The organism is Burkholderia sp. AU30198, assembly GCF_020419825.1.
In the GTDB taxonomy this organism is placed as follows: domain Bacteria; phylum Pseudomonadota; class Gammaproteobacteria; order Burkholderiales; family Burkholderiaceae; genus Burkholderia.
Genome location: NZ_JAIZSA010000040.1, coordinates 1 through 18,759, shown reverse-complemented (window position 1 = coordinate 18,759; position 18,759 = coordinate 1). Strand labels below are relative to the sequence as shown.

The window sequence follows — 18,759 nt, the reverse complement described above, 5'->3', positions numbered from 1 at the left end:
GGGCGACAACGTGTCGATCACGGTGAAGCTGATCGCTCCGATCGCGATGGAAGAAGGTCTGCGCTTCGCAATCCGCGAAGGCGGCCGTACGGTCGGCGCCGGCGTCGTCGCCAAGATCATCGAGTAAGCCAGTTATTCGTTGATCGACAGTTTTGGGGCTGGCAACAGCCAGCCCCAGCATGGTTTAGGGGTATAGCTCAACTGGCAGAGCGTCGGTCTCCAAAACCGAAGGTTGGGGGTTCGATTCCCTCTGCCCCTGCCAAAAAATAGCCACGTGTCCTACGTGGCATTTGTTTTAAGGTGTTATGGCGAATCCATCCGTCGAAACTGTAAATACCTCCGGCGATAAGCTGATGCTGGCCCTGGGCGTATTGCTGGTCTTGGCCGGATTCGTGGGCTTCTTCTGGCTGGCCAATCAGCAGTGGTATGTCCGCGGTGCCGCGTTGGCGGTAGGTATCATCGCCGGCGTGGCCGTCGGGCTGATGTCCGCCCCTGGCAAGAGCCTCATCGCCTTTGCCAAGGATTCGTACAAGGAAGTCCGGAAGGTCGTTTGGCCCACCCGCAAGGAAGCAACGCAAACCACACTCGTCGTGTTCGGTTTCGTGCTCGTGATGGCGATTTTCCTCTGGTTGAGTGACAAATCGATCGAATGGGTGATTTTCTCGGCGATTCTGGGTTGGAAATGATATGAGCGATACTCCGGCATCCCCGAGCGGAAAGCGTTGGTACGTCGTGCACGCCTACTCCGGTATGGAGAAGAGCGTGCAACGCGCGCTTCAAGAGCGCATTGAACGTGCTGGCATGCAGGACAAATTCGGTCAGATCCTGGTTCCGACCGAAGAAGTGGTCGAAGTCAAAGGCGGCCACAAGGCTGTGACCGAGCGTCGTTTCTTCCCTGGCTACGTGCTGGTGGAGATGGAAATGACGGACGAAACGTGGCACCTCGTGAAGAACACCGCGAAGGTCACCGGTTTCGTCGGCGGTGCACGTAACCGCCCGACCCCGATTTCCCCGAAGGAAGTCGAAAAGATCATGTCGCAGATGCAGGAAGGCGTCGAAAAGCCGCGCCCGAAGACCCTGTTCGAAGTCGGCGAGATGGTGCGTGTCAAGGAAGGCCCGTTCACGGACTTCAACGGCACCGTCGAAGAAGTCAACTACGAAAAATCGCGCGTGCGTGTGTCGGTCACCATCTTTGGCCGATCCACTCCGGTCGAACTCGAGTTCGGCCAGGTCGAAAAAGTTTGATCCCGATTCGGTGGGCAGCCTCGGCTGCCCACCTTCGCGCTTACGGCCCGCGTCATGGCCGTTGAGGAGCGTCAGTAGCCAGTGGCGAAAGCGCGTTATTACTCACCGAACGCCTTCTCTGGCGTTCCAATGAGGTTCACAAATGGCAAAGAAGATTATCGGCTTTATCAAGCTGCAGATCCCTGCAGGTAAAGCCAACCCGTCGCCGCCGGTCGGTCCGGCACTGGGCCAGCGCGGCCTGAACATCATGGAGTTCTGCAAGGCGTTCAACGCGCAGACTCAAGGCATGGAGCCGGGTCTGCCGGTGCCGGTGGTCATCACGGCATTCGCTGACAAGAGCTTCACGTTCGTGATGAAGACGCCGCCGGCGACCGTCCTGATCAAGAAGGCGGCGAAGGTGGACAAGGGCTCGAGCAAGCCGCACACCGACAAGGTCGGTTCGATCACGCGCGCTCAAGCCGAAGAAATCGCGAAGACCAAGATGCCGGACCTTACGGCAGCTGATCTGGACGCAGCCGTTCGCACCATCGCTGGTAGCGCACGCTCGATGGGCATCACTGTGGAGGGCGTGTAAATGGCTAAGATCTCCAAGCGCCGTCAGGCATTTGCCGCCAAGGTCGATCGTCAGAAGCTGTACGCGATCGAAGACGCACTGAGCCTCGTGAAGGAATGCGCGAGCGCGAAGTTCGACGAGTCGATCGACGTCGCAGTCCAGCTCGGCATCGATGCGAAGAAGTCGGACCAGGTCGTTCGTGGTTCGGTCGTTCTGCCGGCAGGTACGGGCAAGTCGGTTCGCGTTGCTGTGTTCGCGCAAGGCGAGAAGGCTGAACAAGCGCGTGCAGCAGGCGCGGAAATCGTCGGTATGGAAGACCTGGCAGAGCAGATCAAGGCTGGCCAGATGGACTTCGACATCGTGATCGCTTCGCCGGACACGATGCGTATCGTCGGTACGCTCGGTCAGATCCTCGGCCCGCGCGGCCTGATGCCGAACCCGAAGGTCGGTACGGTCACGCCGGACGTCGCAACCGCCGTCAAGAACGCGAAGGCTGGTCAGGTGCAATTCCGTGTCGACAAGGCCGGTATCATCCACGCGACCATCGGCCGTGCATCGTTCGAGCCGACCGCACTGCGTTCGAACCTGTCGGCGCTGATCGAAGCGCTGCAGAAGGCTAAGCCGGCAACGAGCAAGGGCGTCTACCTGCGCAAGATCGCACTGTCGAGCACGATGGGCGTCGGCGTGCGTGTCGACCAGGCTACGCTGGCAGCACAGTAAGCAAGTATTCGGGCCGCTTCGTTCGCGAAGCGGCCTACATGGGCTTTGGGCGGTTGTTCGTGCAGCAGGGCGAACAACCGGTTATCAAAGACCGTTGGTGGGGCGCAGCAGTCAGGTGATCCCTTAATTCAAGCCAACGCAGATGGCGAACCCGAAAAAGTTTTGCAGTGGTGAAGCCGCAGGCCGTGAAGCGATTCCCGGCGTGAGGTGGAAATACTCCTAACGAGGTCGGACGCCGTTGTTGAACGAGGTACGTGAGGTTTCGGCCATGCCGGCCGCGCCGAACGTATCGTTTCTGGAGGCTAACCGTGCCGCTTAATAGAGAAGACAAGCAAGCCGTCGTCGCTGAGGTTGCCGCGCAAGTCGCGAAGGCCCAGACCGTTGTGCTGGCTGAGTATCGTGGAATTGCGGTTGGCGATCTGACCAAGCTGCGCGCGAAAGCGCGTGAGCAACAGGTTTACCTGCGCGTGTTGAAGAACACGCTGGCGCGTCGCGCTGTTGAAGGTACGCCGTTTGCTCCGCTGGCAGAGCAGATGACTGGCCCGTTGATCTACGGCATCTCGGAAGATGCAATTGCTGCTGCTAAGGTCGTCAACGACTTCAGCAAGAGCAATGACAAGTTGGTCATCAAGGCTGGTTCGTTCGATGGCAAGGTGATGGACAAGGCTGGCGTGCAAGCGCTGGCAAGCATCCCGAGCCGCGAAGAACTGCTCTCGAAGCTGCTGTTCGTTATGCAATCGCCTGTTTCGGGCTTCGCGCGCGCTCTGGCCGCGCTGGCCGAGAAGAAGCAAGCGGAAGCTGCGTAATCGAACGTGCATCAGCGTCATTGATCGCTGGCTGTATCCGAATTCAATTTAGGAGTATTTCAAATGGCAATCGCAAAAGAAGACATCCTGGCAGCAGTCGAAGGGATGACCGTTCTGGAACTGAACGAACTGGTCAAGGCATTCGAAGAGAAGTTTGGCGTGTCGGCAGCTGCAGTGGCAGTCGCTGGCCCGGCAGGCGGCGGCGCTGCTGCTGCTGCTGAAGAGCAGACCGAATTCACGGTCATGCTGCTCGAAGCAGGCGGCAACAAGGTTGCAGTCATCAAGGCAGTTCGCGAACTGACGGGCCTGGGCCTGAAGGAAGCGAAGGACCTGGTTGACGGCGCACCGAAGCCCGTCAAGGAAGCGGTGCCGAAGGCTGCTGCTGACGAAGCCAAGAAGAAGCTGGAAGACGCAGGCGCGAAGGCCGAAATCAAGTAAGTTTCGGCTCGCTGCGCGAAGGCTGGCGGTATTTTCACCGCCGGCCTTTTTGTGCTTTGTGGGGACGTTATTCTGGCACTCATTCGGGAGCCCGAATAATCGGCCCCAGAAGCCAAAGAAAACCGCCTGATCGTTGTCATTGGTCACGAATGGCGGTTCTCTTTGTCTTCTGAAGCGACTGCAGAAGGCAAGTTTGGTCGGGTAGCGGGCAACACAGGCATCCGCTGCCGTCAGCCAGCGGTTGGTAGCGGCCAACCACCAAGCTTCTCGGCTCGTTCAAGCCGTCGAACGGCCATCGGGTCTCAGTCGGTGAACACTCGGGTTTGAAACGTCAAGGTATTCCGCCTCGATAGCACCCGCCGTGATTCGGAGATCGTATGCAATATTCCTTCACCGAGAAGAAGCGCATTCGCAAGAGTTTCGCGAAGCGCCCCATCGTTCACCAAGTTCCGTTCTTGCTGGCTACCCAGCTTGAATCATTCAGCACGTTTCTGCAAGCCGATGTGCCGGCCACACAACGCAAGCCTGAAGGTTTGCAGGCCGCGTTCACATCGGTATTTCCCATTGTTTCGCACAACGGTTTCGCGCGCCTTGAGTTCGTGAGCTATGCGCTGTCCTCGCCGGCATTCAACATCAAGGAATGCCAGCAGCGTGGCCTGACGTACTGCTCCGCGCTGCGTGCGAAGGTCCGCCTTGTCATCCTCGACAAGGAATCGCCGAACAAGCCGGTCGTCAAGGAAGTGAAAGAGCAGGAAGTGTACATGGGCGAAATGCCGCTCATGACGCCGACGGGCTCGTTCGTCATCAACGGCACCGAGCGTGTCATCGTCTCGCAGCTGCACCGTTCGCCGGGCGTGTTCTTCGAACACGACAAGGGCAAGACGCACAGCTCGGGCAAGCTGCTGTTCTCGGCACGGATCATTCCGTACCGCGGCTCGTGGCTCGACTTCGAATTCGACCCGAAGGACATCCTGTACTTCCGCGTCGACCGTCGCCGCAAGATGCCGGTCACGATCCTGCTGAAGGCCATCGGCCTCACGCCGGAACAGATCCTCGCGAACTTCTTCGTGTTCGACAACTTCACGCTGATGGACGAAGGCGCGCAACTCGAGTTCGTGCCCGAGCGCCTGCGTGGTGAAGTCGCGCGTTTCGACATCACGGATCGTGATGGCAAGGTCATCGTCCAGAAGGACAAGCGGATCAACGCGAAGCACATTCGCGACCTCGAAGCCGCGAAGACCAAGTTCATCTCGGTGCCGGAAGACTATCTGCTCGGCCGCGTGCTGGCGAAGAACGTCGTCGACGGCGATACCGGCGAAGTGATCGCGAGCGCGAACGACGAAGTCACGGAAAGCGTGCTCGAGAAGCTGCGCGAAGCGGGCATCAAGGACATCCAGACGCTCTACACGAACGACCTGGACCAGGGCCCGTACATCTCGTCGACGCTGCGTGTCGACGAAACGACCGACAAGACGGCCGCGCGCATCGCGATCTACCGCATGATGCGTCCGGGCGAGCCGCCGACCGAAGAAGCGGTCGAGGCACTGTTCAACCGTCTGTTCTACAGCGAAGAAGCGTACGACCTGTCGAAGGTCGGCCGCATGAAGTTCAACCGCCGCGTCAGCCGTGATGAAATCACCGGCCCGATGACGCTGCAGGACGACGACATCCTCGCGACGATCAAGATCCTCGTCGAGCTGCGCAACGGCAAGGGCGAAGTGGACGATATCGACCACCTCGGCAACCGTCGCGTGCGTTGCGTCGGCGAACTGGCGGAAAACCAGTTCCGCGCGGGTCTCGTGCGTGTCGAGCGCGCGGTCAAGGAACGCCTCGGCCAGGCCGAAAGCGAAAACCTGATGCCGCACGACCTGATCAACTCGAAGCCGATTTCGTCGGCGATCCGCGAGTTCTTCGGTTCGTCGCAGCTGTCGCAGTTCATGGACCAGACCAACCCGCTGTCGGAAATCACGCACAAGCGCCGTGTTTCCGCACTGGGCCCGGGTGGTCTGACGCGCGAACGCGCAGGCTTCGAAGTTCGTGACGTGCACCCGACTCACTATGGCCGTGTGTGCCCGATCGAAACGCCGGAAGGTCCGAACATCGGTCTGATCAACTCGCTCGCACTGTATGCGCACCTGAACGAGTACGGCTTCCTCGAGACGCCGTACCGCAAGGTCGTGGACAGCAAGGTGACCGACCAGATCGACTACCTGTCGGCGATCGAAGAAGGCCGCTACATGATCGCGCAGGCAAACGCCGCGATCGACGAGAACGGCCAGCTGATCGACGAACTCGTGTCGTCGCGTGAAGCCGGCGAAACGATGATGGTCACGCCGGACCGTATCCAGTACATGGACGTTGCGCCGTCGCAGATCGTGTCGGTGGCAGCTTCGCTGATTCCGTTCCTTGAACACGATGACGCGAACCGTGCACTGATGGGTTCGAACATGCAGCGTCAGGCCGTGCCGTGTCTGCGTCCGGAAAAGCCGGTCGTCGGTACGGGCATCGAGCGCACTTGTGCGGTCGACTCGGGTACGACGGTTCAGGCGTTCCGTGGCGGCGTCGTCGACTATGTCGACGCAGGCCGTATCGTGATTCGCGTGAACGACGACGAAGCAGTCGCAGGTGAAGTCGGTGTCGACATCTACAACCTGATCAAGTACACGCGTTCGAACCAGAACACGAACATCAACCAGCGTCCGATCGTGAAAATGGGCGACAAGGTCTCGCGCGGCGACGTGCTGGCCGACGGCGCCTCGACGGACCTGGGCGAGCTCGCGCTCGGCCAGAACATGCTGATCGCGTTCATGCCGTGGAACGGCTACAACTTCGAGGATTCGATCCTGATCTCGGAGAAGGTCGTTGCGGACGATCGCTACACGTCGATCCACATCGAAGAGCTGAACGTCGTTGCACGCGACACGAAGCTCGGGCCGGAAGAAATCACGCGCGACATCTCGAACCTGGCTGAAGTCCAGCTCGGCCGTCTCGACGAATCGGGCATCGTGTACATCGGTGCGGAAGTCGAAGCAGGCGACGTGATGGTCGGCAAGGTCACGCCGAAGGGCGAGACCCAGCTGACGCCGGAAGAGAAGCTGCTGCGCGCGATCTTCGGCGAGAAGGCCTCGGACGTGAAGGACACGTCGCTGCGCGTACCGTCGGGCATGAGCGGCACCGTGATCGACGTCCAGGTGTTCACGCGTGAAGGCATCCAGCGCGACAAGCGTGCGCAACAGATTATCGACGACGAACTGAAGCGCTATCGTCTCGACCTGAACGACCAGCTGCGCATCGTGGAAGGCGACGCGTTCCAGCGTCTCGCGCGCATGCTCGTGGGCAAGGTCGCGAACGGCGGTCCGAAGAAGCTCGCGAAGGGCACGAAGATCGACCAGGCTTACCTGGAAGACCTCGACCACTACCACTGGTTCGACATCCGCCTCGCGGACGACGAAGCAGCGGCGCAGCTCGAAGCGATCAAGAACTCGATCGAAGAAAAGCGTCACCAGTTCGACCTCGCGTTCGAAGAGAAGCGCAAGAAGCTCACGCAAGGCGACGAACTGCCGCCGGGCGTGCTGAAGATGGTCAAGGTGTACCTCGCGGTCAAGCGTCGCCTGCAGCCTGGCGACAAGATGGCAGGCCGTCACGGTAACAAGGGTGTCGTGTCGAAGATCGTTCCGATCGAAGACATGCCGTACATGGCCGATGGCCGTCCGGCAGACGTCGTGCTGAACCCGCTGGGCGTTCCGTCGCGGATGAACGTGGGTCAGGTTCTGGAAGTGCACCTCGGCTGGGCCGCAAAGGGCCTCGGCTGGCGTATCGGCGAAATGCTGCAGCGTCAGGCGAAGATCGAGGAAATGCGCGTGTTCCTGACGAAGATCTACAACGACTCGGGCCGCCAGGAAGACCTGGAAAGCTTCACCGACGACGAGATCCTCGAACTCGCGAAGAACCTGCGCGAAGGCGTGCCGTTTGCAACGCCGGTGTTCGACGGTGCGACCGAGGAAGAAATGGGCAAGATGCTCAACCTCGCGTTCCCGGACGACATCGCGGAACAACTCGGCATGAACCCGTCGAAGAACCAGGTCCGCCTGTACGACGGCCGCACGGGCGAAATGTTCGAACGTCGCGTGACGCTCGGCTACATGCACTACCTGAAGCTGCACCACTTGGTCGACGACAAGATGCACGCGCGTTCGACCGGCCCGTACTCGCTCGTCACGCAGCAGCCGCTGGGTGGTAAGGCGCAGTTCGGTGGCCAGCGTTTCGGTGAAATGGAAGTGTGGGCACTCGAAGCGTACGGCGCGTCCTACGTGCTGCAGGAAATGCTGACGGTGAAGTCGGACGACGTGAACGGCCGTACCAAGGTTTATGAAAACCTGGTCAAGGGCGATCACGTGATCGATGCAGGCATGCCGGAATCCTTCAACGTGCTCGTGAAGGAAATCCGCTCGCTCGGTATCGACATCGATCTCGACCGCAATTAATCGGACTACGGAGAGAAAGCAATGAAAGCTCTGCTCGATCTATTCAAGCAAGTCCAACAGGAAGAAGTTTTCGACGCGATCAAGATCGGTCTGGCCTCGCCGGACAAGATCCGTTCGTGGTCGTTCGGTGAAGTGAAGAAGCCGGAGACCATCAACTACCGTACGTTCAAGCCGGAACGCGATGGTCTCTTCTGCGCGAAGATCTTCGGGCCGATCAAGGACTACGAGTGCCTGTGCGGCAAGTACAAGCGTCTGAAGCACCGCGGCGTGATCTGCGAGAAGTGCGGCGTCGAAGTGACGCTGGCGAAGGTGCGTCGCGAACGGATGGGCCATATCGAGCTGGCCTCGCCGGTCGCTCACATCTGGTTCCTGAAGTCGCTGCCGTCGCGTCTGGGCATGGTGCTCGACATGACGCTGCGCGACATCGAACGCGTGCTGTACTTCGAAGCCTACGTGGTGATCGAACCGGGCATGACGCCGCTGAAGGCGCGGCAGATCATGACCGAAGAGGATTACTACAACAAGGTCGAGGAATACGGCGACGAATTCCGTGCCGAAATGGGCGCGGAAGGCGTGCGTGAACTGCTGCGCGCGATCAACATCGACGAGCAGGTCGAGACGCTGCGCACCGAGCTGAAGAACACCGGCTCGGAAGCGAAGATCAAGAAGTACGCGAAGCGCCTGAAGGTCCTCGAGGCATTCCAGCGCTCGGGCATCAAGCCCGAGTGGATGATCCTCGAAGTGCTGCCGGTGCTGCCGCCGGAACTGCGTCCGCTCGTGCCGCTGGACGGCGGCCGTTTCGCGACGTCGGACCTGAACGACCTGTATCGCCGCGTGATCAACCGTAACAACCGGTTGAAGCGTCTGCTCGAGCTGAAGGCCCCTGAAATCATCGTCCGCAACGAAAAGCGGATGCTGCAGGAAGCCGTCGACTCGCTGCTCGACAACGGTCGTCGCGGCAAGGCGATGACGGGCGCGAACAAGCGTCCGCTGAAGTCGCTCGCCGACATGATCAAGGGTAAGGGCGGTCGTTTCCGTCAGAACCTGCTGGGCAAGCGCGTCGACTACTCGGGCCGTTCGGTCATCGTGGTCGGCCCGACGCTGAAGCTGCACCAGTGCGGTCTGCCGAAGCTGATGGCGCTCGAGCTGTTCAAGCCGTTCATCTTCAACAAGCTGGAAGTGATGGGCGTCGCGACGACCATCAAGGCTGCGAAGAAGGAAGTCGAGAACCAGACGCCGGTGGTGTGGGACATCCTCGAAGAGGTGATCCGCGAGCACCCGGTGATGCTGAACCGTGCGCCGACGCTGCACCGTCTCGGTATCCAGGCGTTCGAGCCGGTGCTGATCGAAGGTAAGGCAATCCAGCTGCACCCGCTCGTCTGCGCGGCGTTCAACGCCGACTTCGACGGTGACCAGATGGCTGTTCACGTGCCGCTGTCGCTCGAAGCGCAGATGGAAGCACGCACGCTGATGCTGGCGTCGAACAACGTGCTGTTCCCGGCTAACGGCGATCCGTCGATCGTGCCGTCGCAGGATATCGTGCTGGGTCTGTACTACGCGACCCGCGAAGCGGTCAATGCGAAGGGCGAAGGCCTGTCGTTCACCGGCGTGTCGGAAGTGCTCCGCGCGTACGAGAACAAGGAAGTCGAGCTGGCCTCGCGCGTCAACGTGCGGATCACCGAAATGGTCCACAACGAAGACACGTCGGAAGGCGCGCCGCAATTCGTGCCGAAGATCTCGCTGTACGCGACGACCGTCGGTCGCGCGATCCTGTCGGAGATCCTGCCGCACGGCCTGCCGTTCTCGGTGCTGAACAAGCCGCTGAAGAAGAAGGAAATCTCGCGCCTGATCAACACGGCGTTCCGCAAGTGCGGTCTGCGTGCGACGGTGGTGTTTGCCGACCAGCTGATGCAGTCGGGTTTCCGTCTCGCGACGCGTGCCGGCATCTCGATCTGCGTGGACGACATGCTCGTGCCGCCGCAGAAGGAAACGATCGTCGGCGACGCCGCGAAGAAGGTGAAGGAGTACGACCGTCAGTACATGTCGGGTCTCGTCACCGCGCAGGAACGCTACAACAACGTGGTCGACATCTGGTCGGCAACGTCGGAAGCGGTCGGCAAGGCGATGATGGAGCAGCTGTCGACGGAGCCGGTGACGGACCGCGACGGCAACGAAACGCGCCAGGAATCGTTCAACTCGATCTACATGATGGCCGACTCGGGCGCCCGGGGTTCGGCGGTGCAGATTCGTCAGCTGGCCGGTATGCGTGGCCTGATGGCGAAGCCGGACGGCTCGATTATCGAGACGCCGATTACCGCGAACTTCCGCGAAGGCCTGAACGTGTTGCAGTACTTCATCTCGACCCACGGTGCACGTAAGGGTCTGGCTGATACGGCACTGAAGACCGCGAACTCGGGTTACCTGACGCGTCGTCTCGTTGACGTCACGCAGGATCTGGTCGTGGTGGAAGACGATTGCGGCACGTCGAACGGCGTGGCAATGAAGGCACTCGTCGAAGGCGGTGAAGTCGTCGAAGCGCTGCGCGACCGTATCCTCGGCCGCGTTGCGGTCGCGGACGTCGTGAACCCGGAAACGCAGGAAACGGTGTACGAATCGGGCATGCTGCTCGACGAAACGGCGGTCGAGGAAATCGAACGCCTCGGCATCGACGAAGTGCGCGTGCGCACGCCGCTGACCTGCGAAACGCGTTACGGCCTGTGCGCAGCCTGCTACGGCCGTGACCTCGGCCGCGGCTCGCTCGTGAACGTCGGCGAAGCAGTCGGCGTGATCGCGGCACAGTCGATCGGTGAGCCGGGCACGCAGCTGACGATGCGTACGTTCCACATCGGTGGTGCGGCATCGCGTGCGGCAGTGGCTTCGTCGGTCGAAGCGAAGAGCAACGGTATCGTCCGCTTCACGGCGACGATGCGTTACGTCACCAACGCGAAGGGCGAGCAGATCGTCATTTCGCGTTCGGGCGAGGCGCTGATCACCGACGACTTCGGCCGCGAGCGCGAGCGTCACAAAGTGCCGTACGGCGCGACGCTGCTGCAGCTCGATGGCGTGACCATCAAGGCCGGTACGCAACTCGCGACGTGGGATCCGATGACGCGTCCGATCATCACCGAGTACGGTGGTACGGTGAAGTTCGAGAACGTCGAGGAAGGCGTGACCGTCGCGAAGCAGATCGACGACGTGACCGGTCTGTCGACCCTGGTCGTGATCGACGTGAAGCGCCGCGGTTCGCAGGCTTCGAAGAGCGTGCGTCCGCAGGTGAAGCTGCTCGACGCGAACGGCGACGAAGTGAAGATCCCGGGCACGGAGCATGCGGTGCAGATCGGCTTCCAGGTCGGCGCACTGATCACCGTGAAGGACGGTCAGCAAGTGCAGGTCGGTGAAGTGCTCGCACGTATCCCGACGGAAGCGCAGAAGACGCGTGACATTACCGGCGGTCTGCCGCGGGTGGCGGAACTGTTCGAAGCGCGTTCGCCGAAGGATGCCGGCATTCTCGCGGAAGTCACCGGTACGACGTCGTTCGGTAAGGACACGAAGGGCAAGCAGCGTCTCGTCATCACGGATCTCGAGGGCAACCAGCACGAGTTCCTGATCGCGAAGGAAAAGCAGGTTCTGGTTCACGATGCTCAGGTCGTCAACAAGGGCGAAATGATCGTGGACGGTCCGGCCGATCCGCACGACATCCTGCGTCTGCAGGGTATCGAGGCACTGTCGCGCTACATCGTCGACGAAGTGCAGGACGTGTATCGTCTGCAGGGCGTGAAGATCAACGACAAGCACATCGAGGTGATCGTTCGCCAGATGCTGCGTCGTGTGCAGATCACCGACAACGGCGATACGCGCTTCATCCCGGGCGAACAGGTCGAGCGTTCCGACATGCTGGACGAGAACGATCGCATGATCGCCGACGACAAGCGTCCGGCTTCGTACGACAACGTGCTGCTCGGTATCACGAAGGCATCGCTGTCGACCGACTCGTTCATCTCCGCGGCATCGTTCCAGGAAACGACCCGCGTGCTGACCGAAGCGGCGATCATGGGCAAGCGCGACGATCTGCGCGGCCTGAAGGAAAACGTGATCGTCGGCCGTCTGATTCCGGCCGGTACGGGTCTCGCGTTCCACAAGGCACGCAAGGCGAAGGAATCGTCGGATCGCGAGCGTTTCGACCAGATCGCAGCGGAAGAATCGTTCGACTTCGGCACGCCGAGCGCGCCGGCAGAAGAGCCGCAGCAACACCCGGCAGCCGAGTAAGTGCGGGCGGCGCGAGCCGCCTTGCCTTGCTGTCATCGCTGTCATCGAAACCGCCCGGTTCTGCCGGGCGGTTTTTTTTCATCTGTCGTTCACGCGCATGACGGGCCTGCGCCGTGCCGCCGGAGGTCGCTTGCGAGCCAGGCGTCGCCTGGCTGCAGGTGCCGCCGCAGCCATCGCAATCACTCGCTCCGCGGCCTTGGCAGGCCCGTCATGCGCGCGAACGAATCCTGGCCAATCGGCCAAAACCGCACGATTCGCCACGCGTCGCGCGAGCGGGTTGTTAAAATTGCGGTCATCGTTTAGCCGTCTCTGCCCTCATTCATGTCCCGCGCCCTCGAAATCCTCGACGAAGTATTTGGTTATCCCGCATTTCGCGGCCAGCAGGGCGAGATCGTCGAACACGTCGCCGGCGGCGGCGATTGCCTCGTGCTGATGCCGACCGGCGGCGGCAAGTCGCTGTGCTACCAGATCCCGGCGCTGCTGCGCCGCGAGGCCGGGCAGGGCGCCGGCATCGTCGTGTCGCCGCTGATCGCGCTGATGCAGGACCAGGTCGCCGCACTGAGGGAAGTGGGCGTGCGCGCGGCATACCTGAATTCAACGCTGTCGGGCGCCGAGGCCGCGGCGACCGAGCGCGCGCTGCGCGAAGGCGAAATCGACCTGCTGTACGTCGCGCCGGAACGGCTGATGACGGGGCGCTTCCTCGACCTGCTCGAGCGCGCGAAGATCGGCCTGTTCGCGATCGACGAAGCGCACTGCGTGTCGCAATGGGGGCACGACTTCCGCCCGGAATACATCCAGCTGTCGGTGCTGCACGAGCGGTTTCCGTCGGTGCCGCGCGTCGCGCTGACCGCCACGGCCGACGCGATCACGCGCGATGAGATCATCCACCGTCTCGCGCTCGACGACGCGCGCGTGTTCGTGTCGAGCTTCGACCGCCCGAACATCCGCTACCGGATCGTCGAAAAGGACAACGCGCGTTCGCAGCTGCTCGATTTCATCCGCGCCGAACACACGAATGCCGACGGTACGACGGATGCAGGCGTCGTCTATTGCCTGTCGCGCCGCAAGGTCGAGGAAACGGCCGAATGGTTGAAGGCGCAGGGGGTGCGAGCGCTGCCGTATCACGCAGGGATGGAGTTCGAGGTGCGGCAGAAGCACCAGGAAATGTTCCAGCGCGAGGAAGGCATCGTCATGTGCGCGACGATCGCGTTCGGCATGGGCATCGACAAGCCGGACGTGCGCTTCGTCGCGCACCTGGATCTGCCGAAGAGCGTCGAAGGTTACTACCAGGAAACGGGCCGCGCCGGCCGCGACGGGATGCCCGCGAATGCGTGGATGGCGTACGGTCTCGGCGACGTCGTCCAGCAGCGCAAGATGATCGACGAGTCCGATGCGGACGTTGCGCACAAGCGCGTCCAGACGTCGAAGCTCGACGCGCTGCTCGGGCTGTGCGAGACGATCTCGTGCCGTCGCGTGCGGCTGCTGAACTACTTCGGCGAGGAGAGCAAGCCGTGCGGCAACTGCGACACGTGCCTCGAGCCGCCCGATTCGTGGGACGCCACGCGTGAGGCGCAGATGGCGCTGTCGTGTGTGTTCCGTGCGCAGCGCGCGAGTGGCTTCAATTTCGGCTCGAGCCACCTGATCGAGATCCTGCGCGGCGGGCGCACCGAGAAGGTGTTGCAGCGCGGCCACGACCAGCTCACGACGTTCGGCATCGGCGCGTCGCTGTCGGAGCCGGAGTGGCGCGCGATTTTCCGGCAGCTCGTCGCGTACGGCTACCTGGCCGTCGATCATGGCGGCTTCGGCGCGCTCGTGCTGACCGAGGCCGCGAAGCCCGTGCTGAAGAACGAGGAGAAGGTCACGCTGCGCCGCTACGTGAAGCCGCAGCGTACGCGCCAGTCGTCGAGCCGCAGCGGTACGCGCGTCGATCCGACGGCCGGCATGGGCACGCGTGAGCGCGCGCGGTGGGATGCACTGCGCGCATGGCGTGCGGAAACGGCGAAGACGGACGGCGTGCCGGCCTATGTGATCTTCCACGACGCGACGCTCGCCGAGATCGCACGCAACGCGCCGGAGTCGATCGACGACCTGCGCCATATCCCCGGCATGGGCGTGCGCAAGCTGGAGCGCTTCGGCGACGAGATCATCGACGTCGTCGAGTCGGCCTGACACAGGCGTTCCGACCCTTCCGGTAAACCACGCGTCCGGCTGGCGGATCACGCAAGCCGTTGACTTAGTTGGTATTTCCGGAATATGATGCTGGGTTCCGGTATTCGGTGGGACGAGTTGCGTTCGAAAGTTCGCCCCGTTTCGCCGGTTCGGAAGTCAACTGTGCGCCGATTCTCGCTTTGCCCGAAATCGATGCGCAGATTTTGTTCAATTTCAGGAATAAACAATGCCAACCATCAACCAACTGGTTCGCAAAGGCCGTCAGTCGGAAACGACGAAGAGCAAGAGCCCGGCCCTGCAGGACTGCCCCCAGCGTCGCGGCGTGTGCACCCGTGTGTACACGACGACGCCGAAGAAGCCTAACTCGGCACTCCGTAAGGTCGCCAAGGTTCGTCTGACGAACGGCTTCGAAGTGATTTCGTACATCGGCGGTGAAGGCCACAACCTGCAGGAACACTCGGTTGTGCTGATCCGTGGCGGCCGTGTGAAGGACTTGCCGGGTGTGCGTTACCACATGGTTCGCGGCTCGCTGGATACCCAGGGCGTCAAGGACCGTAAGCAAGCGCGCTCGAAGTACGGCGCGAAGCGTGCAAAGGCTGCCAAGTAAGCAGTTTTTGATCAGGGATCGCCGCAGGGCGGTCAAGGCGGGAGTGCCGGATTGCCGGTGCTGTCGAGTAAGTGGTCACCCGGCCAAGCTGGTTAGTCGTGAAGATGTGATCGGGTTTGTTGGTGGCCGCGGAGCTGGAACCAGCTCCAACTGAACAAGTAAAGGAAGAATCATGCCGCGTCGTCGCGAAGTCCCCAAGCGGGAAGTGTTGCCGGATCCGAAGTTCGGTAACGTTGATGTAGCCAAGTTCATGAACATGCTGATGCTGTCCGGCAAGAAGTCGGTCGCAGAGCGCATCGTTTATGGCGCATTCGAACAAATCCAGACCAAGGGTGGCAAGGACCCGCTGGAAGTGTTCACGGTTGCGCTCAACAACGTCAAGCCGGTGGTCGAAGTGAAGAGCCGTCGCGTTGGTGGTGCCAACTATCAAGTTCCGGTCGAAGTGCGCCCGTCGCGTCGTATGGCATTGGCGATGCGCTGGCTGCGTGAGGCTGCGAAGAAGCGTAGCGAGAAGTCGATGGCCCTGCGCCTGGCAGGTGAACTCTCCGAAGCGGCCGAAGGCCGTGGCGGCGCGATGAAGAAGCGCGACGAAGTTCACCGCATGGCAGAAGCCAACCGCGCGTTCTCGCATTTCCGTTTCTAAGCGCCTGGCTGGGCTTTTAGCGGAAATAAATTCCGGGCGGGTGCGCTTTTCAGGCGCCTCGCCCGTTTGTGTTGAAGCACGATGCAGCGGCGCTGCATCGTGTCATCCCAGTAGAGGATCAAAGTGGCTCGCAAGACTCCTATCGAGCGCTACCGCAATATCGGTATTAGCGCTCACATCGACGCCGGCAAAACGACGACGACCGAGCGCATTCTGTTTTACACCGGTGTGAACCACAAGATCGGTGAAGTCCACGACGGCGCAGCCACGATGGACTGGATGGAGCAGGAACAGGAGCGTGGCATCACGATCACGTCCGCTGCTACCACCGCCTTCTGGAAGGGCATGGCCGGCGACCGTCCGGAACACCGCATCAACATCATCGACACCCCGGGCCACGTCGACTTCACGATTGAAGTCGAGCGCTCGATGCGCGTGCTCGACGGCGCATGCATGGTGTATTGCGCAGTGGGCGGCGTGCAGCCGCAGTCGGAAACGGTGTGGCGCCAGGCGAACAAGTACAAGGTGCCCCGTCTCGCGTTCGTCAACAAGATGGACCGTACCGGCGCGAACTTCTTCAAGGTCTACGACCAGCTCCGTCTGCGCCTGAAGGCGAACCCGGTTCCGGTCGTGGTGCCGATCGGTGCGGAAGAAGGCTTCAAGGGTGTCGTCGACCTGATCAAGATGAAGGCGATCATTTGGGACGAGGCATCGCAAGGTACCAAGTTCGACTACGTGGACATCCCGGCGGAACTCGTCGACACGTGCAATGAATGGCGTGAAAAGATGGTCGAAGCGGCTGCCGAGTCGAGCGAAGAGCTGATGAATCAGTATCTCGAAGCGGGCGACCTGGCCGAAGCCGAAATCTTGAAGGGTCTGCGTGACCGTACGATCGCGTGCGAAATTCAGCCGATGCTGTGCGGTACCGCATTCAAGAACAAGGGCGTGCAGCGTATGCTCGACGCCGTGATCGATTTCCTGCCGTCGCCGATCGACATCCCGCCGGTTACGGGTGAACTCGAAAATGGCGAGAAGACGGAACGCCGTGCGTCCGACGACGAGAAGTTCTCGGCACTCGCGTTCAAGATCATGACCGACCCGTTCGTCGGCCAGCTGATCTTCTTCCGCGTCTACTCGGGCGTCGTCAATTCGGGCGACACGCTGCTCAATGCGACCAAGGACAAGAAGGAACGTCTCGGCCGTATTCTGCAGATGCACGCGAACCAGCGCGAAGAAATCAAGGAAGTTCGCGCAGGCGACATCGCTGCTGCGGTCGGCCTGAAGGAAGCGACCACGGGCGACACGCTGTGCGATCCGGCACATCCGATCGTGCTCGAACGCATGATTTTCCCGGAGCCGGTGATTTCGCAGGCCGTCGAGCCGAAGACGAAGGCTGACCAGGAAAAGATGGGCCTGGCGCTCAACCGTCTCGCTCAGGAAGATCCGTCGTTCCGCGTGCAGACCGACGAAGAATCGGGTCAAACCATCATTTCGGGCATGGGCGAGCTCCACCTCGAAATTCTGGTCGACCGGATGAAGCGCGAATTCGGCGTGGAAGCGACCGTCGGCAAGCCGCAGGTGGCATACCGCGAAACCATTCGCAAGTCGGCCGCGGACGTCGAAGGCAAGTTCGTCAAGCAGTCGGGTGGTCGTGGTCAGTACGGCCATGCGGTCATTACGCTTGAGCGCAGCGAACTGGGCAAGGGCTACGAGTTCGTCGACGCGATCAAGGGCGGCGTGATTCCGCGTGAATACATCCCGTCGGTTGACAAGGGTATCCAGGAAACGCTGAAGAGCGGCGTGCTGGCTGGCTTCCCGGTTGTCGACGTGAAGGTCACGCTGACGTTCGGTTCGTACCACGACGTCGACTCGAACGAAAATGCGTTCCGCATGGCCGGTTCGATGGCGTTCAAGGAAGCGATGCGTCGTGCGGATCCGGTTCTGCTCGAGCCGATGATGGCCGTGGAAGTGGAAACGCCGGAAGACTTCATGGGTAACGTGATGGGCGACCTGTCGGGTCGTCGCGGCATCATCCAGGGCATGGACGACATGGTTGGCGGCGGCAAGATCGTGCGCGCCGAAGTGCCGCTGTCGGAAATGTTCGGCTACTCGACGTCGCTGCGTTCGCTGACGCAGGGTCGCGCAACGTACACGATGGAATTCAAGCACTACGCTGAAGCTCCGAAGAACGTTGCAGAAGCGATCATCAGCGCGAAGACGAAGTAATTCGTTATCACAATCGATTATTTTTGAAAGAAGAGAATCATGGCAAAAGGTAAATTCGAGCGGACCAAGCCGCACGTGAACGTTGGTACGATTGGTCACGTTGACCACGGCAAGACGACGCTGACGGCAGCGATCACGACGGTTCTGACGAAGAAGTTCGGCGGCGAAGCGAAGGCATACGACCAGATCGACGCGGCACCGGAAGAAAAGGCGCGCGGCATCACGATCAACACGGCACACGTCGAGTACGAAACGGCTAACCGCCACTACGCACACGTCGACTGCCCGGGCCACGCTGACTATGTGAAGAACATGATCACGGGCGCAGCGCAGATGGACGGCGCGATCCTGGTTTGCTCGGCAGCTGACGGCCCGATGCCGCAGACGCGTGAGCACATCCTGCTGGCACGTCAGGTTGGCGTTCCGTACATCATCGTGTTCCTGAACAAGTGCGACATGGTGGACGACGCTGAACTGCTCGAGCTGGTCGAGATGGAAGTTCGCGAACTCCTGTCGAAGTACGACTTCCCGGGCGACGACACGCCGATCGTGAAGGGTTCGGCGAAGCTGGCGCTGGAAGGCGACACGGGCGAGCTGGGCGA

Annotated in this window: 13 protein-coding genes, 1 tRNA gene and 1 pseudogene; all 15 read left to right on the top strand. The window is 61.2% G+C overall.

Annotation, left to right across the window (positions count from 1 at the left end; translation table 11 throughout):
- Positions 1-127, top strand: a pseudogene (locus LGN19_RS39065) (elongation factor Tu); the annotation flags it as partial.
- Positions 128-186: 59 nt separating this feature from the next.
- Positions 187-262 (top strand) — tRNA-Trp (locus LGN19_RS39060).
- Between the two features lie 43 nt (positions 263-305).
- Entirely contained in the window at positions 306-686 is a 381-nt protein-coding gene (gene secE / locus LGN19_RS39055; protein WP_006482892.1) for a preprotein translocase subunit SecE, read from the top strand.
- A gap of 1 nt (position 687) precedes the next feature.
- A complete protein-coding gene (gene nusG, locus LGN19_RS39050) occupies positions 688-1,245 on the top strand; it encodes a transcription termination/antitermination protein NusG (protein WP_006400672.1) in 558 nt (185 codons plus the stop codon).
- A gap of 142 nt (positions 1,246-1,387) precedes the next feature.
- On the top strand, positions 1,388-1,819 hold the full coding sequence (gene rplK, locus LGN19_RS39045; protein WP_006477201.1) for a 50S ribosomal protein L11: 432 nt from the start codon (positions 1,388-1,390) through the stop codon (positions 1,817-1,819).
- Positions 1,820-2,518, top strand: a complete 699-nt coding sequence (gene rplA, locus LGN19_RS39040) for a 50S ribosomal protein L1 (RefSeq protein WP_006482906.1) — start codon at positions 1,820-1,822, stop codon at positions 2,516-2,518.
- Positions 2,519-2,826: 308 nt separating this feature from the next.
- Entirely contained in the window at positions 2,827-3,324 is a 498-nt protein-coding gene (rplJ, locus tag LGN19_RS39035; protein WP_038715103.1) for a 50S ribosomal protein L10, read from the top strand.
- 63 nt (positions 3,325-3,387) lie between these two features.
- Positions 3,388-3,762, top strand: a complete 375-nt coding sequence (gene rplL, locus LGN19_RS39030; RefSeq protein ID WP_011350669.1) for a 50S ribosomal protein L7/L12 — start codon at positions 3,388-3,390, stop codon at positions 3,760-3,762.
- A 377-nt stretch (positions 3,763-4,139) separates the two neighbouring features.
- Positions 4,140-8,246, top strand: coding sequence for a DNA-directed RNA polymerase subunit beta (gene rpoB / locus LGN19_RS39025; RefSeq protein WP_122944194.1), 4,107 nt, complete (start codon positions 4,140-4,142; stop codon positions 8,244-8,246).
- 21 nt (positions 8,247-8,267) lie between these two features.
- The gene (gene rpoC / locus LGN19_RS39020; RefSeq protein ID WP_122944195.1) at positions 8,268-12,512 is read left to right on the top strand and encodes a DNA-directed RNA polymerase subunit beta'; all 4,245 of its coding nucleotides are present in this window, start codon (positions 8,268-8,270) and stop codon (positions 12,510-12,512) included.
- A 321-nt stretch (positions 12,513-12,833) separates the two neighbouring features.
- Complete coding sequence (gene recQ / locus LGN19_RS39015; protein ID WP_226220175.1) at positions 12,834-14,681, top strand: DNA helicase RecQ; 1,848 nt, start codon at positions 12,834-12,836, stop codon at positions 14,679-14,681.
- 226 nt (positions 14,682-14,907) lie between these two features.
- Positions 14,908-15,288 carry a 30S ribosomal protein S12 gene (gene rpsL / locus LGN19_RS39010; RefSeq protein ID WP_006400662.1) on the top strand — a complete coding sequence of 127 codons (381 nt, stop codon included), beginning with the start codon at positions 14,908-14,910 and terminating at the stop codon, positions 15,286-15,288.
- A 172-nt stretch (positions 15,289-15,460) separates the two neighbouring features.
- The gene (rpsG, locus tag LGN19_RS39005) at positions 15,461-15,931 is read left to right on the top strand and encodes a 30S ribosomal protein S7 (RefSeq protein WP_006477195.1); all 471 of its coding nucleotides are present in this window, start codon (positions 15,461-15,463) and stop codon (positions 15,929-15,931) included.
- A gap of 123 nt (positions 15,932-16,054) precedes the next feature.
- Positions 16,055-18,157 (top strand): elongation factor G, encoded by a 2,103-nt coding sequence (gene fusA / locus LGN19_RS39000; RefSeq protein ID WP_122944197.1) that lies wholly within the window; start codon positions 16,055-16,057, stop codon positions 18,155-18,157.
- A 39-nt stretch (positions 18,158-18,196) separates the two neighbouring features.
- On the top strand, positions 18,197-18,759 hold a 563-nt coding region (locus LGN19_RS38995), incomplete at its 3' end, for a GTP-binding protein (protein ID WP_176017106.1).